Annotated in this window: 24 protein-coding genes and 1 pseudogene; 15 read left to right on the top strand and 10 right to left on the bottom strand. The window is 72.8% G+C overall.

The window, feature by feature from the left end; translation table 11 throughout:
* Nucleotides 1-168: 168 nt before the first annotated feature.
* Nucleotides 169-302, top strand: a pseudogene (locus ACFWBB_RS02350) (GntR family transcriptional regulator); the annotation flags it as partial.
* A 3-nt stretch (nucleotides 303-305) separates the two neighbouring features.
* Here the strand turns inward: ACFWBB_RS02350 and ACFWBB_RS02355 are convergent.
* Nucleotides 306-1,169: a 4'-phosphopantetheinyl transferase family protein gene (locus ACFWBB_RS02355; RefSeq protein WP_385265800.1), complete on the bottom strand. Its 864-nt coding sequence runs from the start codon at nucleotides 1,167-1,169 to the stop codon at nucleotides 306-308.
* A gap of 77 nt (nucleotides 1,170-1,246) precedes the next feature.
* Here ACFWBB_RS02355 and ACFWBB_RS02360 point away from each other — a divergent pair, with 77 nt between their 5' ends.
* The gene (locus ACFWBB_RS02360) at nucleotides 1,247-1,966 is read left to right on the top strand and encodes an alpha/beta fold hydrolase (RefSeq protein ID WP_385265802.1); all 720 of its coding nucleotides are present in this window, start codon (nucleotides 1,247-1,249) and stop codon (nucleotides 1,964-1,966) included.
* A gap of 31 nt (nucleotides 1,967-1,997) precedes the next feature.
* Here the strand turns inward: ACFWBB_RS02360 and ACFWBB_RS02365 are convergent, their stop codons facing one another.
* Nucleotides 1,998-2,378, bottom strand: a complete 381-nt coding sequence (locus tag ACFWBB_RS02365) for an S-adenosylmethionine decarboxylase family protein (RefSeq protein WP_385265805.1) — start codon at nucleotides 2,376-2,378, stop codon at nucleotides 1,998-2,000.
* 564 nt (nucleotides 2,379-2,942) lie between these two features.
* Between ACFWBB_RS02365 and ACFWBB_RS02370 the strand changes: the two genes are divergently transcribed.
* The 4 genes from ACFWBB_RS02370 to ACFWBB_RS02385 are packed head-to-tail and all read left to right on the top strand — an operon-like array spanning nucleotide 2,943 to nucleotide 6,658.
* Nucleotides 2,943-4,739, top strand: coding sequence for a GNAT family N-acetyltransferase (locus ACFWBB_RS02370; protein ID WP_385265808.1), 1,797 nt, complete (start codon nucleotides 2,943-2,945; stop codon nucleotides 4,737-4,739).
* Entirely contained in the window at nucleotides 4,736-5,911 is a 1,176-nt protein-coding gene (locus tag ACFWBB_RS02375; protein WP_385265811.1) for an HAD-IIIC family phosphatase, read from the top strand. Before ACFWBB_RS02370 ends, ACFWBB_RS02375 begins: the two co-directional genes overlap by 4 nt.
* On the top strand, nucleotides 5,908-6,267 hold the full coding sequence (locus ACFWBB_RS02380) for an acyl carrier protein (RefSeq protein ID WP_385265814.1): 360 nt from the start codon (nucleotides 5,908-5,910) through the stop codon (nucleotides 6,265-6,267). The genes ACFWBB_RS02375 and ACFWBB_RS02380 overlap by 4 nt, the downstream gene beginning before the upstream one ends.
* A gap of 58 nt (nucleotides 6,268-6,325) precedes the next feature.
* Entirely contained in the window at nucleotides 6,326-6,658 is a 333-nt protein-coding gene (locus ACFWBB_RS02385; protein WP_385265816.1) for a chaplin, read from the top strand.
* 101 nt (nucleotides 6,659-6,759) lie between these two features.
* Here the strand turns inward: ACFWBB_RS02385 and ACFWBB_RS02390 are convergent, their stop codons facing one another.
* The 7 genes from ACFWBB_RS02390 to chpG all read right to left on the bottom strand — a co-directional run bounded on the left by ACFWBB_RS02390 (nucleotide 6,760) and on the right by chpG (nucleotide 11,494).
* Nucleotides 6,760-7,626, bottom strand: a complete 867-nt coding sequence (locus ACFWBB_RS02390) for a tyrosinase family protein (protein WP_385265818.1) — start codon at nucleotides 7,624-7,626, stop codon at nucleotides 6,760-6,762.
* Nucleotides 7,610-8,092 carry a tyrosinase family oxidase copper chaperone gene (locus tag ACFWBB_RS02395; protein WP_385265821.1) on the bottom strand — a complete coding sequence of 161 codons (483 nt, stop codon included), beginning with the start codon at nucleotides 8,090-8,092 and terminating at the stop codon, nucleotides 7,610-7,612. Before ACFWBB_RS02395 ends, ACFWBB_RS02390 begins: the two co-directional genes overlap by 17 nt.
* Nucleotides 8,093-8,265: 173 nt before the next feature.
* A complete protein-coding gene (locus ACFWBB_RS02400; protein WP_385265824.1) occupies nucleotides 8,266-8,784 on the bottom strand; it encodes a hypothetical protein in 519 nt (172 codons plus the stop codon).
* A 135-nt stretch (nucleotides 8,785-8,919) separates the two neighbouring features.
* Nucleotides 8,920-9,516, bottom strand: a complete 597-nt coding sequence (locus tag ACFWBB_RS02405; RefSeq protein WP_385265827.1) for a vitamin K epoxide reductase family protein — start codon at nucleotides 9,514-9,516, stop codon at nucleotides 8,920-8,922.
* Nucleotides 9,516-10,016, bottom strand: coding sequence for a DUF5949 family protein (locus ACFWBB_RS02410; protein WP_385265830.1), 501 nt, complete (start codon nucleotides 10,014-10,016; stop codon nucleotides 9,516-9,518). The genes ACFWBB_RS02405 and ACFWBB_RS02410 overlap by 1 nt, the downstream gene beginning before the upstream one ends.
* 168 nt (nucleotides 10,017-10,184) lie before the next feature.
* Entirely contained in the window at nucleotides 10,185-10,472 is a 288-nt protein-coding gene (locus ACFWBB_RS02415) for a hypothetical protein (protein ID WP_385265832.1), read from the bottom strand.
* Nucleotides 10,473-11,254: 782 nt separating this feature from the next.
* Nucleotides 11,255-11,494, bottom strand: a complete 240-nt coding sequence (gene chpG, locus ACFWBB_RS02420) for a chaplin ChpG (RefSeq protein WP_385265835.1) — start codon at nucleotides 11,492-11,494, stop codon at nucleotides 11,255-11,257.
* A gap of 238 nt (nucleotides 11,495-11,732) precedes the next feature.
* Here chpG and ACFWBB_RS02425 point away from each other — a divergent pair, with 238 nt between their 5' ends.
* The 9 genes from ACFWBB_RS02425 to ACFWBB_RS02465 are packed head-to-tail and all read left to right on the top strand — an operon-like array spanning nucleotide 11,733 to nucleotide 22,215.
* Complete coding sequence (locus ACFWBB_RS02425; RefSeq protein WP_385265838.1) at nucleotides 11,733-12,839, top strand: DUF3344 domain-containing protein; 1,107 nt, start codon at nucleotides 11,733-11,735, stop codon at nucleotides 12,837-12,839.
* A gap of 49 nt (nucleotides 12,840-12,888) precedes the next feature.
* Complete coding sequence (locus ACFWBB_RS02430; RefSeq protein ID WP_385265841.1) at nucleotides 12,889-14,064, top strand: glycosyltransferase; 1,176 nt, start codon at nucleotides 12,889-12,891, stop codon at nucleotides 14,062-14,064.
* Nucleotides 14,061-15,476, top strand: a complete 1,416-nt coding sequence (locus ACFWBB_RS02435; protein WP_385265843.1) for an exopolysaccharide biosynthesis polyprenyl glycosylphosphotransferase — start codon at nucleotides 14,061-14,063, stop codon at nucleotides 15,474-15,476. Before ACFWBB_RS02430 ends, ACFWBB_RS02435 begins: the two co-directional genes overlap by 4 nt.
* Before the next feature lie 7 nt (nucleotides 15,477-15,483).
* On the top strand, nucleotides 15,484-16,794 hold the full coding sequence (locus tag ACFWBB_RS02440) for an O-antigen ligase family protein (protein WP_385265847.1): 1,311 nt from the start codon (nucleotides 15,484-15,486) through the stop codon (nucleotides 16,792-16,794).
* Nucleotides 16,791-18,572, top strand: a complete 1,782-nt coding sequence (gene murJ / locus ACFWBB_RS02445; protein ID WP_385265850.1) for a murein biosynthesis integral membrane protein MurJ — start codon at nucleotides 16,791-16,793, stop codon at nucleotides 18,570-18,572. The genes ACFWBB_RS02440 and murJ overlap by 4 nt, the downstream gene beginning before the upstream one ends.
* On the top strand, nucleotides 18,559-19,299 hold the full coding sequence (locus ACFWBB_RS02450; protein ID WP_385265853.1) for a polysaccharide deacetylase family protein: 741 nt from the start codon (nucleotides 18,559-18,561) through the stop codon (nucleotides 19,297-19,299). Before murJ ends, ACFWBB_RS02450 begins: the two co-directional genes overlap by 14 nt.
* Nucleotides 19,296-20,459, top strand: coding sequence for a glycosyltransferase (locus ACFWBB_RS02455; RefSeq protein WP_385265856.1), 1,164 nt, complete (start codon nucleotides 19,296-19,298; stop codon nucleotides 20,457-20,459). The genes ACFWBB_RS02450 and ACFWBB_RS02455 overlap by 4 nt, the downstream gene beginning before the upstream one ends.
* Nucleotides 20,456-21,103, top strand: coding sequence for a lipopolysaccharide biosynthesis protein (locus tag ACFWBB_RS02460; RefSeq protein WP_385265859.1), 648 nt, complete (start codon nucleotides 20,456-20,458; stop codon nucleotides 21,101-21,103). The genes ACFWBB_RS02455 and ACFWBB_RS02460 overlap by 4 nt, the downstream gene beginning before the upstream one ends.
* A complete protein-coding gene (locus tag ACFWBB_RS02465; RefSeq protein ID WP_385265862.1) occupies nucleotides 21,100-22,215 on the top strand; it encodes a GNAT family N-acetyltransferase in 1,116 nt (371 codons plus the stop codon). The genes ACFWBB_RS02460 and ACFWBB_RS02465 overlap by 4 nt, the downstream gene beginning before the upstream one ends.
* A 28-nt stretch (nucleotides 22,216-22,243) precedes the next feature.
* Here the strand turns inward: ACFWBB_RS02465 and ACFWBB_RS02470 are convergent, their stop codons facing one another.
* Complete coding sequence (locus ACFWBB_RS02470; RefSeq protein WP_385265865.1) at nucleotides 22,244-23,728, bottom strand: glycosyl hydrolase; 1,485 nt, start codon at nucleotides 23,726-23,728, stop codon at nucleotides 22,244-22,246.
* Nucleotides 23,729-23,853: the final 125 nt, after the last annotated feature.

Consider the following 23,853-nt stretch of genomic DNA (forward strand, 5'->3'; position numbering starts at 1 on the left):
GGCCCGAGGGGGGCGGCCCGAGGGGGGCGGCCCGAGGGGGGCGGCCCGAGGGGGGCGGCCCGAGGGGGGCGGCCCGAGGGGGGCGGCCCGAGGGGATGGCCGGAGGCTGAGACTGGTGGGGGTTCGGCGATGCACACGCGCGCATGATCTGTCCGCGCGTCCAGCACCGTGGTGGAACGTCCTCGGCTGCGGCGGCGCATCGCGGAGCACGTCTGGGAGCCGGGGGATCGCCTGCCCTCCCGCGCCCAGGTCGGTGAGGAGTGCGGCGTGGGTGAGAACAGGTACGCCGGGCGCAGGAGTTGCGATCAGCGGTCGTACGCGGCCAGCGTGCTCGTGCCGTCGCGCAGGAGGACGCGCACCTCGGTCACCTCGCCCTTCTCCTCACCCGCCCCGGTCCCGGCCCCCGCCCCCGTCCCGGTCCCGGTCCCGGCGCCCGCCACCGCCACCGCCACCGCCGCGGGGTGTGTCCCGTCGACAACCAGGTCCGCCATGGCCGTGCGGGGCCGTGCGGCGAGTCGGCCGGGCCAGGCTAGTACGGCCGGGGGCCGGTCGGGCGCGGAGACCTCCAGCTCGCGCAGCGGTACCGTCAGTCCCACGCCAAGCGCTTTCAGGACGGCCTCCTTGCGCGTCCAGGTGCGCAGGAAGGCGGGCTGACGTTCCTCCGCCGGGCGGGCGTACAGCGCGGCGCGTTCGGAGTCGGACAGGGCCACGCGGGCAGCGGAATCGACGTCCACGGCAGCGTGGGACTCCTCGACGTCCAGGCCCACCTCACCGTCCCGGCAGACGGCGACGCCGACGAGGGCACCGCTGTGGGTGACGGAGAAGTCCCAGACCGGAGAACCTCCCGTAGGGACGCTCGGTCGGGAGTCCGGAGGGGAATCCGACCCGGAGCCCGAGGGGCCGTTCGGTGGCACCTCCAGGCGGACCTTGCCGTGGGGTCCGCCGCAGCGCGGGCACACGCGCCGCAGGGGGACGTCCGCCGGGGGCAGGTCGAGCAGTTCGCCCAGGACCAGGCGGCTGAGGGCGCAGCCGACCAGGAACCGCCCCTTGCCCGCGGGGTCGGCGGTCGACTCGTACCGGGCGCGTTCCACCGGGTCGAGGAGGCCCAGGAGGCCCGCGCGGGCGTCGCCCAGACGGGCCCACCACACCTGCACCGGGTGTCCTGTCACAGCGCCTCGTCCTGGTTCGATGATCAGTCCGCGCCCTACACTCCTGCTCACACCACACCACACGAGGAAGCAGCCGCATGCGACTGCACACACAGGAGTGGGGAACGGGCGAGCGCGTCGCCGTCCTCGTCCACGGCATCATGTCCGACCACCGCACGTGGCACGAGCTGGTCCCGGTCCTGACGGGGCGGGGCTACCGCGTTCTCGCCGTGGACCTGCGCGGGCACGGTGCCAGCGCTCGCGGGCGGTACGAGCCCCGGCTCTTCGCCGAGGACCTCGTGGAGACGCTGCCGGCCGCCCCGGAGGTGGCGCTGGGCCATTCGCTGGGCGCGCTGGCGCTGGCCCTCGCGGTGGCGGAACTGCGGCCGGCCCGCGCCGTCTACTCCGAACCGGCCTGGCAACTGGCCGGGGCCCACGGATCCCTGGACCCGGCCCTCTTCACCCTGTTCAAGCGTTCTTCACGTGCTCTGGCCGCCCTCTCCCGCCCGCCGCGGAACGGGGACGGGAGCAGCGAGCGCCTCGACGAGCGGACCGCGGCCGAGCAGCAGGCCCTCGAGCGGTGGGACGAGAACACGGCCCTCGCGCTCTCCTCCCACCGATACATCGACCACACGCCGGAGCAGGCCGTAGTGCCGTCTCTCGTCCAGGCCTCGGACCCCAGCATGCTCGTCAGCGCGGAGATGCGGGCGGAGCTGGTGCGACGCGGTTTCGAGGTGCGTACGGTGCCCGACGCACCGCACGCGATCCACCGGGACCGGTTCGACGCTTTCGTCGAGTCGCTGTCGGGGTGGCTGTGAATCCTGCGGCGAAGCAGGCCGGGAAACCAGGTCAGTGAACCGCGCGCAGCATGCGCGTCACGTTGATCCGCGTCGGCGAAAGACCGAGCTCCACGCTCTGCATCATCCGCTCGCCGTTCAGCCGGCCATAGGCGAGCAGGTCGACATTGGCCAGGCTGAATTCGGGCCAGGTGTGAATACTCAGATGTGATGCGGAAAGCAGCAGAATCGCGGTGACGGCGCCGTTCGGGAAAACGTGCGAGGCCTCACCGAGTACCGTGGCGTTTCCCTTTTCGGCGGCCGTGCGCAGCACCTTGAGGAGGCGCTCCTCGTCGGTCAGGATGCTGTGGTCGCTCACCCACACGTCGACGGCATAAGAGCACAGATCGTCGACGTTTATACCCTCGGTGGCGAGGTTGGCGGAGTTGCTCATGGGGAACCGGGGGTGAGGAACCGCTGCCCCCGTCTCCTTTCACATAGATGCGCGCTGGTCCGCGCGGCCAAAGGGGAAGGTTGCGAGGCCGGTAGGCGGCGCTCGCTAGTCCCCAGCGTAGCATCCGGGGCGCTCCAGGGCTCGCGCGTGCATCACGTCAAGGAGGGAAGGGGGGTTCCGGAATATTGAACTGAAAACCCCCCGCAATCACCCAGGCAAAACACTTCATAAAGCACAGATGAAGCATAGGGGAAGCAGTAACTGGAACACCCGTCGGGGTGCATGACAATGCTTCTGATAAACCCGTCGGCAAAGCATCCGGCAGAACGTCGTGCGGAACCTCGTTCGGATCGCCGAGCGGAACACCATACGGAATCGCGAACTCATTCACTTTGCGCGCTCGGGTTCCGCATCGTCATGCCGTCGTCTCCTATCCCCCGAGCGGGGCCGGATGCCTGGTCACCTGCCCGTATACTCGAAGTCCCGGAATCCATCAAACAGCTTGCCTGGAGCAGTATTGTGACGAACGCGCGTCGGCACCCTCGGAGTACCACCGCGGATTCCGTGCTCACGGAAGTCGCGGAAGCCGTCCGGCTCCAGGAGGGCCCGCCCGGAGTGCGGTCCGTCCTCCGGGCCCTGCGCCGGCTGGCGCCCGCCTCCACGAAGGACCTCAGCCGCGCGACGGGGCTGCCCGTCCCGATCGTGGCCGCCCTGGGTAACGAACTGCGCCGCCGGGGGTTCGTCACCACGCAGCGTCCGTCCCGGCTGACCGAGGACGGTCTCGACCTCGTCGCCGAGCTCGGCATGGACCTCTCCCTCGACGCCACCTGCGGCACCTGCGACGGGCGCGAGCTCGTGATCCCCGACGTCCTGGACGAGGCGGTACGCCGGCTGCGCGCCCTGATGGACTCGGGTCCCGCCGCCGACATGGCGATCGACCAGTCGCACTGCACCGCCGAGACCAAGGTGCGCCGGGTGCTCGCGCTCCTCACGGCGGGCGCGCTGCCGGGCGGTTCGCTGCTGCTGATCGGCGACGACGACCTCGTGTCCCTGGCCGTCGCGGTGGTGGGTGACGTGCTCGGGGGGCCGATCGTCGAGCGGGTGACCGTCGTGGACATCTCCCCGGAGATCCTCGACTACATCCAGAAGGTGTCGGCCGGTCTCGGCACCCGGGTGGAGACCGTTCGGCACGACCTGCGCCTGCCGTTGCCCGCCGAGCTCCACCAGCAGCACGACGTGGCCATGACCGATCCGCCGTACACCGCCGAGGGCGCCCGTCTGTTCCTCTCCCGTGCCGTGGAGGGGCTGCGGCCAGGCCCCGCGCACAGCGTCTTCTTCTCCTTCGGTGGCAAGAGTCCGGACGAGATGCTGGAGGTACAGCGGGAGATCATGGGACTCGGCCTGGTCACCAACGGCTACATCCGCAACTTCAACGAGTACGAGGGCAGCGGCATCCTCGGCGGTGTCGGCTTCTTCCAGCACCTGCTCACCACCACCTCGACGGCCCCCTCCCACGAGGGCGAGTTCAGCGGTCCCCTCTACACCGGCGACAAGCGGACCCGGCAGCGCGAGTACACGTGCGTGGCGTGCGACGCCCGGCTGCGCGTCGGGCCCGGCGCCCGCTGGACCTCGGTCGCCGCCCTGCGCGAGGACGGCTGCCCGAACTGCGGCAAGGGCCCCTTCCGCCCCGGCCGCCTGGTCCCGGTGGAGGACCCGGCACCCCCGGCCGAACAACCGACCACCCCGGCCCAGCAGGCTCCGGTCCCGGCCCAGCAGCCTCCGGCCCCCGCCGAGACCCCCGCCCCCGCCGCTCCCGCTCCGGCCGGACGCGCCCACGGCTGGCGTCCGCCGGCCGAGGACGACCGTGCCGCTCTCGCCGAGCGGGCGCGGCCGTACGTCACCCGCGGGGCCGACGAGCGCGACCTTCCGGCCATCGGACGGTTCGAGGCCGAGATCGCCCGTGTCTCCTTCGGCGAGGACGCCATCGACGACCCCGCACGGTGGGCGTCCCGCCTCGGCCGCGCGATGGAGAAGTCGAAGGAGGGCATGATCGTCGCCGCCGGTCCGGGCGGGGAGCCCGTCGGCTGGTGCTGGGTGAGCATCAACCAGAACGCGATGACCGGCGACCGCTACGCCAACTTCCGCTCCCTGGCGGTGTCCCCGGTGGACAACCGCAGCGACGTCGCCGAACTCCTCCTCACCGCAGGCCTGGAGTTCTGCCTGGCCAACGGCATCACCGAGGTCGTCGGCCGGGTCCACGTGGGCAACGTCCCGATGCGCACGGTGTACCGCAAGTTCGGCTTCGACCCCACCAGCCTGTCGATGAAGCTGTTCCTGCCGGAAGGGGACGGGGGCCGATGAGCGTCACGGACGGCTTCGATCCCGACGGCGTCAAGTGCGTCGTATGGGACCTCGACGGCACCCTGTGGGACGAGATCGCCGTCGAGTCGGCCACCGACGACCTGCCCACGCCCCACCCCTGGACGCTCGCCGCGATCGACACGCTGGCGGCCCGCGGTGTGCTCAGCAGTATCGCGAGCCGCAGCGCGCCGTCGGTGCTCGAGCGGCTGGACGGCGTACCCGAGGTGCGGACGCGCTTCCTGGCGCCGCAGGTGTCCTGGCAGGACAAGAGCGAGTCGCTGCGCAGGATCGCCAAGGACCTCGGCATCGCGGTGGACGCCCTCCTCCTGGTCGACGACTCCCCGTACGAGCGCGCCGAGGTCGAGGCACTCCTGCCGGGCGTGCGCACCCTCTCGCCCGAGGACGTACCGGCGCTGCTGGCCGCGTTCGAGAGCCGGGAGATCACCCCCGAGTCCCGCGAACGCGTGAGCCGTTACCGCACGGAGGAGACCCGCCGGGCCGAGGGTGAACGCTTCCGGGGTTCGCGCGAGGAGTTCCTGCGCTGGTGCGACATGCGCCTCACCGTCGGCGCGGCGACCGCCGACGAGATCCCGCGCGCGCTGGAACTCGCCGCCCGCACCCACCGTCTGAACTCCTCCGGGCTCACCCCGGGCCGCCTGCGCGAGCTGGCTTCCTCGGACGGGCACGAGCTGTACACCGCCCGCATGACGGACCGTTTCGGCGAGTACGGCATCATCGGCGCCGCTCTCGTCGACCGCACCCGGGACCTACGAGCCACCCAAGACACCCGACGCACCCGTGGCGCCGACCGCACCGACGAAACGGCGCCCGCCACGTGGTCCGTCCCGTTGCTCGCGCTCTCCTGCCGGGTGGCAGGCCGGGGCGCGGCGGCGGCCTTCCTGTTCCGGCTGATGGAGCGGGCCCGCGAGGCCGGCGCCGAGCAGTTCCGGGTGACCCTGCGCCCGACGGACGCCAACCTGGAGATGCGCATCCTGCTCCGCCAGGCCGGCCTGCGCCGCACGGATGACACCGCCACCGCCACCCCGACCGCCACCGGTGCCACCACCGCCGCCACCGCGGATTCGGCGGTCCTGGGCAGGACACTTCACGGCGACCTGCCCGGGCCGCCCGCCTGGCTGCACGTATCCGACCGAGAGGACGCCGAAGCGTGACGGACACCCGAGAGCGGGCCACGGTGGAACGGGAGATCCGTTCGATGATCGCCGAAGCCGCCCGCCTGGACGAGGCCGCGGTCGCCGGGCTCCCCGCCGCCACCGACCTGTTCGGCCCGGAGATCGGCCTCACCTCGCTGGCCGGCGTGACCCTGCTGGGCACGATCGACAAGCGCTACGGCGTCGACGTGGCCGCGCTGGACCTGAGCCTGGACAGTCTCGAGTCCATCGCCACCCTGACCGACTTCGTCGCGACACACCTCCAGTCGCACCAGCCACCCGACCGTACGTCCGTCCTGTTCAAAAAGGGTGATCCGGCCGGACGTACCGTGACCGACCGGGGTCGGCGGCGTTGAACGGGGAGTGCGGTGGCGCCCCCTGCCGCCGCGCGAACCGATTCCTAAGGAGAACGTGATGTCTCGCATCGCGAAGGTGGCCGCTATTGCCCTCGGCACCAGCGCCGTGGTCGTCAGCGGAGCCGGCCTGGCCATGGCGGACGCGGGTGCGCAGGCCGCGGCCGTGGGTTCGCCGGGTGTCCTGTCGGGCAACGTCGTCCAGGTTCCGATCCACATCCCGGTGAACATCTGCGGCAACACCGTCAACGTCGTCGGCCTGCTCAACCCGGCCTTCGGCAACACCTGCGCCAACGTCAGCAACCACGACAACGGTGGCTACGAGCACTACAAGCAGGACAAGCAGGACAAGCACGGCGAGCACGGCGAGCACGGCGGCGGCTACGGCGGCTGAGCTGCACCCTGTACGTACACCCCGGTCGTACCTCGCGTACGTACCACCAGGAGAGCCCCGGCACCTCGAGCGCCGGGGCTCTCCCCCTGTCCGCTACCGGTTCACGCGTACCGGTAGATCCGGGACGCGTCCTCCAGCTGGTCCGGGGTCACGTCCCACGGGGGCAGTTTCTCCTGCCGGGCGACGACCCGGCGGTACTGGCGGTCGCGCGGGCCCGGGGGTTCGGCGGGCAGGTAGCGGTGCTCGCCGTGGCGGCTCTGCCAGCGCGTCCACAGCAGGTCGACGAAGGCGTGGTGCAGCCAGAAGACGGGGTCGTTGACGGAGGCACCGCCGAGCATGACCCCGCCGACCCACCGGTGCACCCGGTTGTGGTTACGCCAGGTGGCGCTGCCGGAGCCGGTCCCCCAGCCCTCCAGTTTGTTGCGGAAGCCCTGGGTGACCGTCGAGTTCCAGGGCGCGGTGTCGTAGACCGGGTCCTGGAGCGCCCACTCCAGATCTGTCGTGGTGGGCAGGTCGATCGGGTTGGCGGCGCGGCCGAGGTCCCGGGTGAGGAACTCCCCGTCGGTCAGGTTCTCCTTGATGGTCCAGTCGCCGGTGGCATAGGCGAACGGCCCGGTCGTCACCTGGTGGTCGGAGCGCCGTCCGTTGCCGCCGAGGAGGTCCTTGGTCCAGGGCGCGGCGGTCGCGGTGCGGTCGCGTGTCCAGTCCCAGTAGGGCACCGTCACCGAGGAGTCGACCCGGCGCAGCGCCTGCTCGAGGTCCAGCAGGAATCTGCGGTGCCAGGGCAGGAAGGAGGGCGCCATGTGGGCCGCGCGCAGGCCTCCGTCGCCGTCGGAGACGTAGTGGTCGATGTGCATGCGGACGAACTCGTCGTACTCGCCCCTCCGTTTGATCTCCAGCAGCGCCTTCACGAAGCGCCGCCGCTCGGCGCTGGTGAGTGTGCTGACGTCCTTACGGGTGTAGGCCATGGTGTCCCCCCATGTACGTGTCCAGGTGTGTGTGATCCGCCGCGCGCAGCCGCTCCCCCGGGCCGAGTTCGTCCACGGCGGCACGGACCGCCTCCAGTGGGGTGGCGTACGAGCGGTAGTGGTCGACCATGCTCAGCCAGGTGCCGTCGGCCCGGCGCATGAGGTGCAGGGGCCGGCCGTCGACCGTGATGTCCCACCGGGCGTCCGCGGATGCCCGTCCCGTCGAGGCGAGCACCCCGTGGATGTGCCGGCCTCGGTAGGTCTCGTCGAAGGAGGAGTCCGTGGGGTCGCCGTCCGCAGGGCGCGTGGGCCGGGAGGCGGTGACGACGGGAACGATCGCGAGGGCCGCGGCGGCGCCGAGCAGCCCGCGCAGCAGGTCGCGTCGTCGTGCGCCGCCCGCCGGGTCTCGTCTGCCGGCGCCCACCGGCCCTGCGGTCACGGGTACTCCATCGGCGCTGACGACCATGATGTGCTCCTCGTCCGGATTCCGTAGCGGGTTGTCCGTGAAGGTAACCGCCCGGCGGCCCTCCTGGTCACCGCCCGGCGGCCGAACAGTCCCTGGAGGGACGCGGATCCGGACATGGCGACGGGCCCGGACGACGGCGTCCGGGCCCGTGGTCGTGACGGTTCGGCCGTCGGCTACAGCCCCTTGCCCAGGCCGAGGTCCGCGCCGGGCACCGCCTGGAGCACCGGGGTGAGCACGCCCGCCCGGGGCTGCTGGAGGTCCGGCAGGCCGAAGCGGTCGGGGTTGGGCGCGGTCAGCGGGGCGTCCAGGGTCAGCCCCGGGCCGAGCGTGCGCACGTCGGAGGCGGGGGCGTCGAGCCCGAGGTGGTCGAAGTCGGCCCCGAGGACCTCCGGCAGGGGCGCGCGGAGCCCCACCCCGGGCAGCCCGGCGGCGACGGGCAGTTGCGGAACGACCCGCTCCGGGAGAAGCCGGCCCTCGACGAAGCGTGGTCCCTCGGGCGCGCCCGGCGTCGGCAGGGGGATCTCGCCGCCGATCTCGGGCAGTTCCACGTTGAGGGACTTCTCGACGCCGTCCAGCGGTACGGGGACGGGCACCGTGCCGATCGCGGCGGCGGGGGTCGCGGAGGCGGCAACGGCGGCGGCCGCCACGCAGGTGATGACTGCGGCGAGGGTTCCTCGGGTGGTCGACTTCATCTGGGGTACGGGACCTTTCGGAGGAGTTCGGGGGCGTTGCGTCCGTACCGGGTAACGAGCCGGAAATCGGCATCAGTTCACAATTCCCCCGAGTGCCGCAATCGTGCTACGAGCGTCGGTACGACAGGCGGATGGTCAGCTCGTCCAGAAAGTCCACCACCGGGTCAGGATCAGCATGCCGATCACCCCGATGTGCAGCAGCGGGGGCAGCCAGGTGAATTCGGTGAGGAAGTTCCGCACTCCGGCCGGGGCCGGCAGGAACGCGTGCCGTACGGCGAACGAGACGGTGTACCAGAACATGAGGATCGTGGCGACCCACGCCAGACAGCACCACAGGCACAGCGCGTTGATCCGGTACAGGGACTCGAACTGCAGCCAGGACACGAACCCGACACCGAAGAGGCAGCCGGCGGTGAAGGTCAGCCAGTACCAGCGGGGGAACGCGGCACCGGCCAGCAGGCTCACACCGACGCACACGACGATCCCGTAGGCCACCAGACCCAGCATCGGGTTGGGGAACCCGAACACCGAGGCCTGGTCGCTCGTCATGACGCTGCCGCAGGAGACGACGGGGTTCAGGCTGCACCCGGGTGTGAAGCCGGGGTCCTCGAGGAGCTTGAACTTGTCGAGGGTGATGACCCAGGCGGCCAGCAACCCGGCCGCACCGGTGAGGACGAGCAGCAGGGCGTACCCGCGGCCGCCGCCGGCGGGTGCCGGGTACGGCCGGCGCATCAGCCGCGCAGGCGGCGGGCGGGCAGGACGATGTGCGCCGCGGCCGTCAGGGTCTCTTCGGCGCCCGCGAACCCGGCCAGCGCCTCGGGCGTGACGGCCCGGCCGGGCGTGGCCTCGGGCCAGGCGCGGGTGGTGAAGACGAGGTAGGCGTAACCGCGCTGCTCGGCAGCCGTGAGCCACTCCGCCGGCGGCAGGCACTGGGCCTTGAGGCTCGGCATGTTCAGGACCGCGGCGCCGGACTCGACGAGCAGGGTGAACGGCAGGCTGGGCCGCTCGGTTCCGTCGACGACGTCCCCGCCGACGGGCATGCCGTTGTCGGTGAGCAGACGCGCGACGGCGGCGGCCGTCCCCTCGGGTCCTTCCTGGGTGTCACCGAGGGAGTAGGCCAGCAGGTAGGGCATGTCGCTGCCGTCGGGGGCCTCGCCGCTCCACGGCACCACGACGAGTGTGCCCAGGTCGGCCACGCGGAAGGGGCGGGTTGCGCTTGGGGTTGAGGTCACCGCGCGACCCTATCGGCGTGGCGGGGTCACTTCCGGCGTGTTCTCACTCGCCCGGAGGACGCCGGCGCGCTGCTCCACACGAACGAGGGACGCGGCGCTCGACCCGCCTCGAACAGCGCCGAGGGCCGGTCCCGTCGGTGACGGGGACCGGCCCTGCGGAACGGCGTCTCAGCCCTGGAGCGGCAGCCCGCCGAGGAGGGAGTTGTGGCTGTTGAGCGCACCCGCCGCACCCTTGACGGTGCTGAGCACGGAGTCCTTGTTCTCGGTGTCGAGGGCGTCCGACTGGTGCTGGAGCGGCATCGCGTCCTCCAGGTTGATCGGCCCCCTGGTGAGGGTGTCCACGGCGCCGTTGAGGCTGGTGGGCGTGAGGTCGGCGGGGGTCGCGAACGCGGGCGCGGCGGCACCGGCGAGGACCAGGGATCCGGCAACGACAGCGGCAGCCTTCAGGGACTTCATCGGGTTCCTTTCTTCGGCGGCTCGGCAACTCGGCCGCTCGGCAGATCGGCTCAAGTCGCCAGGGAAGTTCTGGGCGCCGTGCCTAACGAGCCCCGCCGAATGCGGAAACCGTGTGCGCAGGAAATTCCGCACCCCGGCGGAACCCCCGGGGTGCGCAAATCCGGGAGCGGCGGTCAGGCGGCGGGCAGGGCAGGCACCGCGGGCAGCGCCGACGCCTCCGCCGGGAGCGCGGGCAGCGCCGGGAGCACGGGCAGCGCCGGTGCCGGTGCCTCCGCCGGGAGCGCCGGCAGGGTCGGACCGGCCCCGGCCGGTGTGGCGGCGTGGCGGCGTGGCGGCGTGGCGGCGTGGCGGCGTGGCGGCGAGCAGGCCCGACACCACACCGGTCACCGCCGGGAGGACCTGGCCGACGTCGAGGGAGGTCGCGGCCTCGAGAAGGGCGGCGACCGCCTTGTCCGGCGCGGCGACGGCGTCGGACACCGGGTCGGCGGCCGCCGCCTTCACTTGCCGCCCTCGGCCCTCTTGCCGAGCGGGGGAGCCGCGCCCACCGTGCGAACGGGTGTCGCGCCCCGCAGCTCGACCGCTCCGAGTGACGTCAGCTCGTCCACCTGGCCCGCATCACCCCTGGGGGGTGGCCTGTCAGGGCCCGCCACGCAGGACGCGGCCCCCGTCCCCCGTTCGGGCAACGCTCGCGGTGACACTTCCGGCAACGGGAACGGCCGCCCTCCTGGCGGGAGGGCGGCCGTTCGGCGAATGACGTGTCGTGGCCTCTGGGGAAGGTGACGTCAGTCGTTGACGCAGGTGTTGCCGAAGGCCGGGTTCAGCAGGCCGATCACGTCGATCGTGTTGCCGCAGACGTTGACCGGAATGTGCACCGGAACCTGGACGACGTTGCCCGACAGCACGCCCGGGGAGTGCTCGGCGACGGCGTTCGCGCCGCTGTCGGCGGCGGCGATGCCGGAGGCGCCGGCGACGGCCGCGGCGGCAACGGAGGTCAGGACCAGGCCCTTCGCGATACGCGACATGGAGAGGTGCTCCTTGGGGATTTGACACAAACACCCGGGCGGGGATGCCCGGCTTGGAGGTCAACGCATGGGACGCGCGGGGGTTGTGCCGCCGAATGAGTGATGTCAGCGCAGTCTCGCTTCACCATTCCGACACACTTGTCCGGTTTCTACGGATTAATCCGGACAGCAGTTAGAGTTGCGCCCCATCCGAGGCACGTCTATAGCAAGCAAATCGCACGAAAGGGCACCGCCGGTCATGCGTAATTCCCTGGGTCCGCTGCTGCGCCGCGCGACCGTCGGCGTTCTCGCCCTCGCCTCGCTCTGGGCTCCCACCGGCGCCCGGGCGGCCGGCGCGCCGCCCGCCACCGAGGCACAACGCCTCGCCCTCACACAGCGCTTCCACGCGACACAGCACGGCGGGATCGTCCGCGCCGCCAACGCGGCCATCAGCTGCCGCGCCGCACCGGCGGCCAAGGCCGCGCTCTCCTGCCCGTCCGTTCGCCAGGGCAAGGCGGGCGTCAACAACGCCTTCGACATGTTCTACGTCGACGTCGACGACGACCCGAACACCTACAACTCCTCCCGCGCCGAGGTCCGTCTCCCCCAGGGCGCGCGGGTGTCGTACGCGCGGCTGTACTGGGGCGGCAACCTGCGGGTCGGCGAGCAGAAGCCGCCGAAGGACAACGGGCGGGTGCTGATCGCCGAGCCGGGCGGGGAGTACAAGGCGGTGCTCGCGGACACCGTGGTGGGCCACCGGGTCGCCCAGGGCGCCGACGCCTTCCAGGCCTCCGCGGACGTCACGAAGCTGGTGCGCGAGAGCGGCCGGGGCCTGTACACGGTCGCGCAGATCAACGTGGCCATGGGCAGGTCGGCAGCCGGGGCGTGGGGCGGCTGGACGCTGGTCGTGGCGTACGAGAACCCGGCGGAGCCGCTGCGCGACCTGTCCGTCTGGGACGGCTTCGACACCGTCGGCTCCGGCACGGGCAAGGAGATCCGGCTGCGCGGACTCGACATCCCCAAGGGCGCGAGCGGCCGGGCCGGACTCGTCGCGTACGACGGCGACCGCGGCCGAACGGGTGATTCGCTCATGTTCTCTACCGGTGGCCGAACGGCCGCCCCGCTCACGAACGCGGTCAATCCATCTGACGATGTGTTGAACTCCACGATCAGCGAGCCGGGGGAGGCTCCGGCGGCGCGTGTACCGGCGTACGCCAACACCCTCGGCTACGACTCCGATGTGTTCGATCTGGGCCCGGGTTTGCGGCGCGGTGGTGACCAGCTGACTGTCCGTCTCGTTTCCCACCGGGACGCGGCGTGGGCCGGGGCGCTCTTCGTCGCCGTCGACACACGGAAGAAGCACTAGGCGCGTTCCCGCCCGTCCCGAGCGCCACCGTGAGCGAGGAAACCGCGCAATGCACCAGCCAGAACCCGACGGCGGACTCCGGGTCCTGCACCTCACCCAGCCCGTGGACGGCGGGGTCCCCCGGGTCGTGACGGACCTGGCGCGGGCCCAGCTCGCGGCCGGTCTGCACGTCACCGTGGCCTGCCCGGCCGGCCGGCTCGCCGGGGACCTGCGGTCCCTGGGCGCCGATGTGCGGCACTGGGCGGCGACTCGGTCGCCGGGACCCTCGCTTCCCGGCGAGGTACGACGGCTCGTACGCCTGCTCGACGAGGTACGCCCCGACCTGGTGCACGCGCACAGCGCGAAGGCCGGGCTGGCCGGGCGGCTCGCGGTACGCGGGCGGATCCCGACCGTGTTCCAGCCGCACGCCTGGTCCTTCGAGGCGGTCGACGGGACCATGGCGGCGCTGGCGCTCAAGTGGGAGCGGTTCGGGGCCCGTTGGGCGGACCGGCTGGTGTGTGTGAGCGAGGCGGAGCGCACGACCGGGGTGCGCGCCCGGATCGCCGGACGGTGGAGTGTCATCCCCAACGGCATCGACCCCGAGCGCTTCCACCCGGCGTCCGTCGACACCGTACGGGCCTCCCTGCTGCCTCAACTGGACCCGGCCGCCCCGCTGGTGGTGTGCGTGGGGCGGCTGTGCCGGCAGAAGGGACAGGACGTACTGCTGACCGCGTGGCCGGACATCGCGCGCAAGGTGCCCGGCGCCCGGCTGGTGCTGGTCGGCGACGGTCCGGACGGGAAGCGGCTGCGGTCCGGCGCGCCGGAGTCGGTGCTGTTCACCGGCGCCGTCGCCGACGCCGTGCCCTGGTACCAGGCCGCCGATCTGGTGGTGCTGCCCTCACGCTGGGAGGGGATGGCACTGGTCCCGCTGGAGGCGCTGGCCTGCGGGCGGCCCGTGGTGGTGACCGATGTGGACGGTGCCCGGGAGAGCGTGCCGGCCGCGCTCGCGCCCCGCTGTCTGGTACCCGCCGAGAACCCGGCGGCGCTGGCCGGTGCCGTCGCCGGACTGCTGCTCGACCCGCTGCTGCGCGAGTCGCTCGGCCACCAGGGACGCCGGCACGTCCTGACCACGCACGACGTGCGGCGCACGGCCGAGGCGGTCGCGGGCGTGTACCGCGAGCTGCTCACGACCACACAAGGGGCGCGCGTCGCGCCCACCGAGTGCAGGGAGTCCATCCACTCGTGACTGCGGAAAGCACCGTCCCCTCTCCCGGCGCGCAACCCGGGTACTCGTCCGTCTCGGTCATCCCGCGGCGGGCGAGCGCAGCGGGATTCCGGTTCCCCACCCGGCGGCCCCCGGCGCGGCCCGCGTCGCCGCTGCCGCTGCTGTGCGCCGACGGCCTCGCCGCGTTCGTGGGCGCGCTGGCCCTGACCGGGGCACAGCGCCGTCCGCTGCTGGTGGCTCTCCTGGTGGCCGCGACGATACTGCTGCGCCCGCAGCGCACGCGTCCGGTTGCGGGGGTGCTGGACGAACTGCCCGCCGTCTGCGGCCGGATCGTGGTGGCCTGGCTGGCGCTGGGCGCGCTCGTCGCGGCGTGGAACCCGGTCCACGCGCTGTCGGTCCGCACGCTGCTCCTCGGGTTCGCGGCGCAGGCCGCGACCGGCTGCGCGGGCCGCGCGATGGTGCACCTGCGGCGGCGCCGGACACTGCTGCGACGCCCGCGCGCCGCGCTCGTCATCGGCCCCCCCGCGACCGCGCAGCGCGTGGCCGCCGCCGTGCTGCGGCATCCCCGCTGCGGGGTCCAGCCGGTGGGCATCGTGACGGAGCGCCCCGACGGCACCGACGGACTGCCCGTGCTGACCACGGGTCAGGAAGTCCAGCGGGCCCTCATCCAGAACGGCGTCCGGGACGTCCTGTGCGTCCATCCCGCCGTACGTACCGTGCAGGGCCCGCTGCTGCGGGCGCTCGCCGAGTCGGGCTGCACGGTGTGGGAGGTCGACGCCGACACCCCCTCGTACGCGAGCCGTGACCAGCTCGCCGGGTTCTCCTGCCGCCGCCTCGACCTGGGCGCCCGGCGCCGGGGCAGCCTCGGCAAGCGGCTGCTGGACATCGCGGCCTCCGGCACCCTGCTCCTGCTGCTGAGCCCGCTGCTGCTGGTGTGCGCGGTGGTGCTGCGGGTGACCGACGGGCCGGGGGTCGTCTTCCGGCAGGAGCGCATCGGCAAGGACGGCCGGCCGTTCACACTGCTGAAGTTCCGCACCCACCGCCCGGTCGACGAGCACGAGGCCGCGACCCGGTGGAGCGTGGCCGGCGAACGGGAGATGAGCCGCTTCTGCCGCTTCCTGCGCCAGACCTCGCTTGACGAGCTGCTCCAGCTGTGGAACGTCCTGAGCGGCGACATGAGCCTGGTCGGCCCGCGCCCCGAACGCCCCTACTTCGTCGGCCAGTTCAGCCAGACCTACCCCGGCTACGCGGCCCGCCACCGCATGCGGACCGGGATCACCGGCCTCGCTCAGGTCCAGGGGCTACGCGGGGACACCTCGATCGAGGACCGGGCCCGCTTCGACAACGCCTACATCGACAACTGGTCGCTGTGGCAGGACATCTGCATCCTGCTGCGCACCGCGGCCGCCCTCGTGCGACCGACCGGGAGCTGAACCGCCGATGACCCTCGCCCTGCCCATGCCCCGCGCCCGGACGCTGTCACCGGTCCTGCCCGTGGTCGCCGTGGTCGCCGTGCTCGGCCTGCCGCTCGCCCCCGGCGTCGAGGGCGGCGCCGGACCGGCCGACGCGCTGTCCGCGCTGGTCGTGCTGTTCTGCGCGATCCGGCTGCTGCGGCAGCGGCGGCGCCCGCTGTCCCGGACGGCCGCCGTGGTCCTCGGCCTGCCGGTCGTCGGGCTCGCGCTCGCCGCGATGGGCGCCTCCTCGCCGGGGGCGGGGCTCGGCGGTCTGGGCCGCTACCTCCAGATCTTCGTGCTGGTCCCGGCGGCCGTCGTCCTCCTGGTCCGCGACCGGGCCGACTTCCGGGTGCTGGCCTGGTCGTTCGTCGGGCTCGCCGGGTGGCAGGGGGCGGTGGGCGTGCACCAGTTCGTCACCGGGACCGGCGCCTCCTACCAGGGCGAGGAGATCCGGGCCGTCGGCACCTTCGGGCCCCAGGACGTGATGGGCATGGCGACCGTCGTGGCGTTCGGCCTGATCTGCGCCGTCGGGCTGGCGCTCGGCCGGACCTCCGTACGGCAGCGGGCGATCGCCGCCTGCTCGGCACTCGCCCTGCTGGTGCCGCTCGCGCTCTCCTTCAGCCGGGGCGCGTGGATCGCGACCGCGCTGACCTGCGTGGTCCAGCTGGCCCTCGCCGGGCCGCTGCGGGCACTGAAGGTGGGCGCGGTGGCGGCCGCGGCGGGGGTGATCCTGGTGGGCGGCTTCGGGGTCGGCTCGGCGATGCTCCAGGAGCGCGTCAACAGCATCACCCAGATCGCGGACGCGCCCGACCAGTCGGTCACCGACCGGTACACGCTGTGGGCCTCCGCGGTCGGCATCTGGCGCGAGCAGCCGCTGACCGGCGTCGGGTTGAAGGGTTTCCCCGAGCACCGCGACGCGCACGCCTCCCTCGCGCTGTCCTCCGGCAGCGACACCGACGGCGCGGGCTCCGGGTTCGTCAAGCAGCCGCTGCTCTCCCCGCACAACATGTACCTGCTGATCCTCAGCGAGCAGGGCCTGATCGGGCTGCTCGCCCTCGCGGGGGGCTGGCTGGCGATGCTGGCCTGCGGGCTGCGCGGCTGGTTCCGGGTCCGGCGCTCCGGCCCCGGCCTCGACTGCGCGCTCGTCGCCTTCGGCCTGCTGTTCTGGCAGCTCGTGGACTTCACGTACGCCGACATCGGCGGTCCGTCGACCGTGCTGACCGCCGTCGTCTTCGGGGTCGTGGCCTGGTGGGCGCTGGTGGGCGCCGGTGGCCGCGAGGAGGCGCTCGCACGATGACGGTGACGCCTCCTCGGACGCCCCGCACGGACGGTCCCGCTTCCGTGCCGCCGGCGCGGTCCGTCGCGCGCACCGGGGAGACGGCCGAAGAGGCTGTCGAAGCCGCACCCCGAGCGAGTGCCTCGTCGAGTACAGCGGCGAGTGCCACGTCGAGTACGACGGCGAATGCGACGACGAACACGGCGGCGGCTGCCGGGACGGACGGCGGTGAACTCCCCCCGGCCTCGCGCCGGTTCCTCGCCAGGGCCACGCTCGTCACCGCCGTCCTCTCGGTCGCCGGGGCCCTGCTCGGGCTGGTGCGCGACCAGGCGCTGGCCCGGCTGTTCGGGGCGGGCAGTGACACCGACGCCTTCCTGGTGGCGTGGACCGTACCCGAGTTCGCGGCCACGCTGCTCATCGAGGACGGGCTGGCGTTCGCCCTGATCCCGGCGTTCAGCATGGCGCTGGCCCGCCGCTCCCAGGGCGCTCCGGGCGACCCGGTCCGCGCCCTGGTCGCCGGCACGCTGCCCCGGCTGTCGCTGGCCTTCGTCGCGGTCGGCGCCCTGTTCATCGGCCTGGCACCGCAGGTGGTCGAGGTCCTCGCGCCCGGCCTGCCCGACCCCGCGCTCGCCGTCGACTGCACCCGGCTCACCGCCACCTGCGTGGTGAGTTTCGGGCTCGCCGGGTACTGCAGCGCGGCGCTGCGCGCCCACCGGCGGTACGGGCCACCCGCGGCGATCTACGTGGCCTACAACACCGGCATCATCACCGGGATGTTCGTGCTCGGGGGGCACTGGGGGGTGCGGTCGGCGGCCACCGGGGTCGCCGTCGGCGGGCTGCTGATGGTCCTCGTTCAACTTCCTTCCCTGTGGGCGCTGTTGAGGAAGCGCGGGGCGGGCGAGGTGGCCTCCGTACCGGAGGAGGCCCGCCCCCTCGACACCCTTCTCCTGACGACCGTGCTGCTGTTCGCCCTGTGCCGGCAGTCCCAGGTCCTCATCGAGCGTTTCCTCGCCTCCCAGCTGCCGGCCGGGGCCATCTCGCATCTGAACTACGCGCAGAAGGTCGCGCAGATGCCGATGATCCTGTCGGTGATGGTCTGCACGGTCACCTTCCCGGTGGTCGCGCGGGCGCTGGCCGAGGGGGACACCGAGCGGGCCCGCTCCCGGGTGGAGCGGGACCTGGCACTGGCCGCGTGCATCGTGCTGCTGGGCACCGCCGCCGTGCTGGCCTGCTCCCCGCAGATCATCGAACTGCTTTTCCAGCGCGGCGCGTTCACCGCGAAGGACACGGCGGCGACGGCGGGCGTCATGCGCCTGTACGCGCTCGGGCTGCTCGGCCAGACTCTGACGGGCGTGCTGGTCCGCTCGTACTTCTCGGCGGGCCGCGGCTCCTGGTACCCGGTCGGCGCGATGGCCGCCGGGATCGTCGTGACCTCCTGGATCGGCGCGCTGAGCGTCGGTTCCTGGGGTGTGTACGGGATCGCCGCCGCCAACGCGACCGGCATCACCGTCACCGCCCTCGTCCTGCTGGCCGGGATGGGCCCGCGCAGCGTCCCGGTCCGCATCCGGGGCGTGCTGCACGAACTGAGCCGGCCGGTGCGGGCGGCCGTGGTGGCCACCCTGGCCGGGTCCTTCGCCGCGGGACGGTTCGTCGACCCGCTGGCCGGGCTGACCGCCGGGGGACTCACCGTGACCGTCGTCTTCCTGCTGCTCGGCCGTGCCCTGGGCTCCCAGGGCATCGACTCCGCACTCCGTTCCGTACGTTCCGCGACCCGAAGGCTCTCCCATGGCCGCTCCTGACAACAGCAGACGCACTCCTGTCCCGTGGGTGGCGATGTACCACTCCGTGGGGGACTGCACCGAGGATCCGTACCGCATCACGGTCACCCCCGAGCGGCTGGAGAAGCAGCTGATGTGGCTGCGCCGGCGCGGGCTGCGCGGTGTCTCCATGGCCGAACTGCTCGCCGCCCGCGCCCGAGGCGAGGGGCGTGACCTGGTCGGTCTCACCTTCGACGACGGCTACACCGACTTCCTCACCGAGGCACTGCCGGTTCTGCGCCGCCACCGCTGCAACGCCACGCTCTTCGTGCTGCCCGGCCGGCTCGGCGGCGACAACGCCTGGGACCCGCTCGGCCCGCGCAAGCCGCTGCTGACCGCCGACGGCATCTGCCGCGCCGCCTACGAGGGCGTCGAGATCGGCTCGCACGGCCTCACCCACGTCGACCTGACCAAGGCCGACGACCTCACCCTCAAGACGGAGACGGCCGAGAGCCGCGCGGCCCTCAACGCGTTGCTCGGCACCGAGATCGACGGCTTCTGCTATCCGTACGGGACGATCGACCGGCGCGCCATGGACGCCGTACGCGAAGCCGGTTACGCCTACGCCTGCGCGATCGACCCCGGTTCGCTGAACGGGCTCCACGCCCTGCCCCGCCTCCACATCGGGCAGAGCGACAACTTCGTCCGCATGCAACTGAAGTACCGGCTGCACCGGCTTCGCCGGCGTCCCGTCGAGGGGCTGCGGTGAAGGCGCTGCACATCATCACCGGGCTCGGGGTCGGCGGCGCCGAGCAGCAACTGCGGCTCCTGCTGCGGCACCTGCCGGTCGAGTGCGAGGTGGTGACGCTGACCAACCCGGGGGCGGTGGCCGAAGGGCTGGCCGAGGACGGGGTCCGGGTCGTCCACCTCGGCATGGCCGGCAACCGCGACCTGGCCGCGCTGCCGCGTCTGGTCCGGATCATCCGCTCCGGCGGCTACGACCTGGTCCACACCCATCTCTACCGGGCCTGCGTGTACGGCCGGCTGGCCGCGCGGCTCGCCGGGGTCCGCGCGGTCGTCGCCACCGAACACTCGCTCGGCGACTCGCAGCTGGAGGGGCGGAGACTGACCTCCGGGGTCCGCGCGCTCTACCTCGCCAGCGAACGGCTGGGCCGCACCACGGTCGCCGTCTCCCCCACGGTCGCCGACCGGCTGCGCGGGTGGGGGGTCCCGGCCCCCCGTATCGAGGTCGTCCCCAACGGCGTCGACCTGACCCGCTTCCGCTTCGACCCGGAGGCCCGCCACCACACCCGCCGGCGCCTCGGCCTGCCCGACCACGCCTACGTCGTGGGCGGCGTCGGACGTCTCACGGCGGGCAAGCGCTTCGACGTCCTCGTCCATGCCCTCGCCCGGCTCCCCTCCGACCACTGGCTGTTGCTGGTCGGCGGCGGCCCCGAGGAGAACGTGCTGCGCCGCACCGCCCACGAGGCGGGGGTCGCCGACCGTGTCCTGTTCACCGGCGAACGCCCCTGTGTTCCCGACAGCACCCCCGGCCCCGACCTGCCCTCCCTCACCTGCGCCATGGACGTGTTCGTCTCCCCCTCCCCGGAGGAGACCTTCGGCCTGGCGATCGTCGAGGCGCTGGCCTGCGGCCTGCCCGTGCTGTACGCGTCCTGTCCGGCGATCGAGCAGCTGCCCGGCCGGGCGCCGGGCGCCCGCCGGGTGACCGGCGGCACCGAGGACCTCGTCCGCGCGCTGACCGAGGCGCGCGCGCAGGCTCCCGGCCCGCGCACCGCCGCCGAAGCCGCCCTCCACTACGACATCACCCGCAGCGCCGCCCAGCTCATGGACGTGTACACGGCCACCCTGTCCGGACCGCCCCTGCTCTCCCCCGCCAACCCGACACCTCAGGGAGTCAGTTCCCCATGACCGAGAACCCCCGCCGTCCTGCCGCCCTGCGCCGCGCCAGGACGCTCCCGCCCTGGTCCCTGCTCGCGGCCGGCGCCGTCGCCGGCGGTCTGCTCGGCGGCGCGTACGGCGCTCTCAAGCCGCCCGTGTACACGGCCACCGCCTATGTCGTCGCCGTCCCCACCGAGAAGTCCGACCCGGCGTCCGCGCTCGGCTTCGCGCAGGCCTACGGCCGGGTCGCCACGCAGCTGGCGGTGCTCGGGGACGCGCAGGTATGGGCCGGCGTGCCGGTGAAGACGCTTCAGTCGAGCGTGCAGACGGCCACCTCGCCGGACGCCCCGATGGTCTCGATCACGGCGACCTCCTCGCGCCCCGACCTGGCCGCCGACATGGCCAACGCGGTCTCCCGCTCGCTGACCCAGCACGCCAGGAGCTCCCGGGCCGCCACCAACGTCGAGCTCCAGCAGTTCGCCCGCGCGGTCCGGCCGACCGGCCCCTCCTCGGTGTCCCCGGCGGTGACGGGTCTGGTGGGGGTGAGCACGGGCGGACTGCTCGGCGGTCTGGTGCTGCTGGCGCGCCCCAAGCGGGGCTCGGAGGAGGAGGCCGCGCGCCCGGCCGCCGTTCCCGGCCCGGCCCTCGCCGCCGAATCCCACGGAGCGCTGTGAAGCCGACGCTCACCACCGAACTCGTCACCGACGAGCAGGTCTTCGCCGCGCTCGCACCCGCCTGGGGCCGGCTGTACCAGCGGTGCGCGAGCGCCACCCCCTTCCAGAGCCACGCCTGGCTGCACTCGTGGTGGCTGTCGTACGGCAGGCGCGGCCGGCTGCGTCTGCTGCTGGTCCGCGACGGCGGTGAGCTCGTCGCCGCCGCTCCGCTGATGGCCGTACGCCGGCCGCTGCCTGCGCTCGTGCCGCTCGGCGGGGCGATCTCCGACTACGGGGACGTCCTCGTCGACGACGAACTCGGTGAGCGGGCCGTCGCCGCGCTCACCGAGGGCCTCGCGGCGGCCGCCCGCACGGCGGTGATCGACTTCCGCGAGGTGCGTCCGGGCGGCGCCGTGGAGCAGGTCTACGAGCGGTGGCGCGGACCGCGTCGACGGGTGAGCGACTCGGTGTGCCTGGAGCTGCCCGCCGTGCCCATGGACGAGCTGGTGGCCCGGCTGCCGTCGGCGAAGGCGCAGCGGGTCCGCGCCAAGCTGCGCAAGCTGACCGCGCTGGGCGTACAGCGTCACGTGGTGCGCCCGGACGAGGTGGACGCGGCGCTGCGCCGGCTGCTGGAACTGCACCAGTTGCAGTGGCAGGGCCGGAAGGTGACGGGTGAGCACCTGCGGGAGCGGTTCTGCGAGCACCTGGTGCGGTCGGTCGGCCCGATGGTCCGCTCCGGGGACGCCGTGGTCACCGAGTTCCGGCTGGACGACGACGTGGTGGCCGTCGACCTGACCCTGCTGTCGCGGCGGCTGGCCGGGGGCTATCTCTACGGCGCCCATCCCCGGCTGCGCGAGCGCAAGGCGGACGTGGCGGTGATGCTGCTCGAAGCCTGCGCCGAGCACTCCCGCGACGGCGGACGCGCCGCGCTGAGCCTGCTGCGCGGCAACGAACCGTACAAGCACCACTGGCGGCCCGAACCGGTCGTCAACCAGCGGCTGCTGCTGGCCCGCCGGCGCACCGCGCCCCTGCTGTCGGCTGTCGTGTGCGACGTGGCCGCGCGGCGGCGGGGCAAGGAGTTGCTGCTCCGGCTGGAGCGGCGGAGGGAGCGTGACGGTGGCGGCAGGTCCTGACGCGGGCCTGCCGCCACCGCACCGCGGTTCACTGGCCGGCCGACCACCAGTCCAGCCGGAAGCACAGCTTGCCGCCGAGCCAGTACTCGACCCAGTCGCCGAGGTCCAGCGGCGTGCAATCCGCCGGGAGTACGGGCGTGGGTGCCGGCGGCGTGGGCTCCACGGGCGGTTCGACGGAGGGCGCCGGACTCGTCGGCGCCGTGCCCGGCTCGTCGGTGCGGCCGGACAGGAGCGAGCGGTAGACCGCGGACGACTGCGGGTTCTCCCGGCACTGCCACACACCGTGCGGGCAGTAGTCGGTCACCGTGTTGTACAGCGGTCTGTGCTCGTCCATCCAGGCGAGCATGCGCCGCATGTATTCGGGATTGTCGCCGTTACGGAAGAGTCCCCATTCGGGATAGGAAATCGCCTTGCCATGGGTTTTGGCGAAGTCGACGTGTGCCTGGAGCCCGTAGGGTTCTTTCACCTGCTCGTCGAAGGACAGGCCGGTCGGCTGGTCGTAGGAGTCCATTCCGATGATGTCGACCGTGTCGTCCCCCGGGTAACACAGGGTCCACGGAACGGCGTCCTTGCCGCGGGTCGGCGTGAAGTCGAACCTGAATTTCTGGCCCGGCACCGCACGCATGGTGGAAACGATCCTGTTCCAGTACTTTTTCCAGGCCTCCGGGTCCGGCCCGCACCGATGGGTGTACGTGATGCCGTTCATCTCCCAGCCGAGCACGATCACCGTGTCAGGCACCTTCAGTGCTACCAGACGTTCGGCGAGGGCCCTGAAGTGGTGATCGAACTCCCCGGCCGCCCCCTGCCGCAGCAGTTCGCGCACCCCGTCGTCCGACACCCCCTCCTCGTTGCGCTCCATCATGGGCACGTTGAGGACGAGCATCCGGTCGTCCTTCTCCAGCCGCCAGTCGGCCCACACGTCGAGGAAGCCGGGCGGGCCCTCGATGTTGTTCCACCGGTCGCCCGGCAGGTAGGTGTGGCCGACGCGCAGCTCCGCGCCGTCCAGCCACTCGCTGAGCTCGGTGATCCGGGCCACGCCCAGGGCTCCGTAGTCGAGGTAGGCGCCGAAGGCGGGGACGGACTTCGCGGGCGGGGCGGACGGGCTGGGGCTCTCCGACGGGGTAACCGGTGCGTCGGGGGTCACGGGGGCCTCGGGGGTCACCGGTGCGTCGGGGGTCACGGGGGCCTCGGGGGTCACCGGTGCCCCGGGGGTCACGGATGCCGCCGGTGTCGCACTGGGCGCGGGGAAGGCCGGTTCCGGCGCGGGTACGGCCGGCTCGGGCGCGGGTACGGCCGGCTCGGGCGCGGGTACGGCCGGCTCGGGCGCGACGGGTGCGGGGAGGGTCGCCGCGGCCGTCGGGACGGTGGGGGTGGGAGCGGGAGGATCGGCGACCCGCCCCGCCCCAGCACCCGCGGCGAATCCAGGTCCGGACGCGAGGGCGGCCGACGCCGCGACCGCTGCCGCTACGACGGCCAGCCGTCGGGATCGCGCGCGTCGCTGCTGTGGAGCCATGCCCGCTCCTTTCTCCACTCTCACGTAACGCACAAGGACAGCGCATCACTGACACTCAGCCATATGAAAGTCACACGAAAAGGATTCACGCCACCGCCGTTAGGGCTTTCGAGCGCCTTGATCGC

The sequence above is a fragment of the Streptomyces sp. NPDC060000 genome, from assembly GCF_042737375.1.
Lineage (GTDB): Bacteria > Actinomycetota > Actinomycetes > Streptomycetales > Streptomycetaceae > Streptomyces.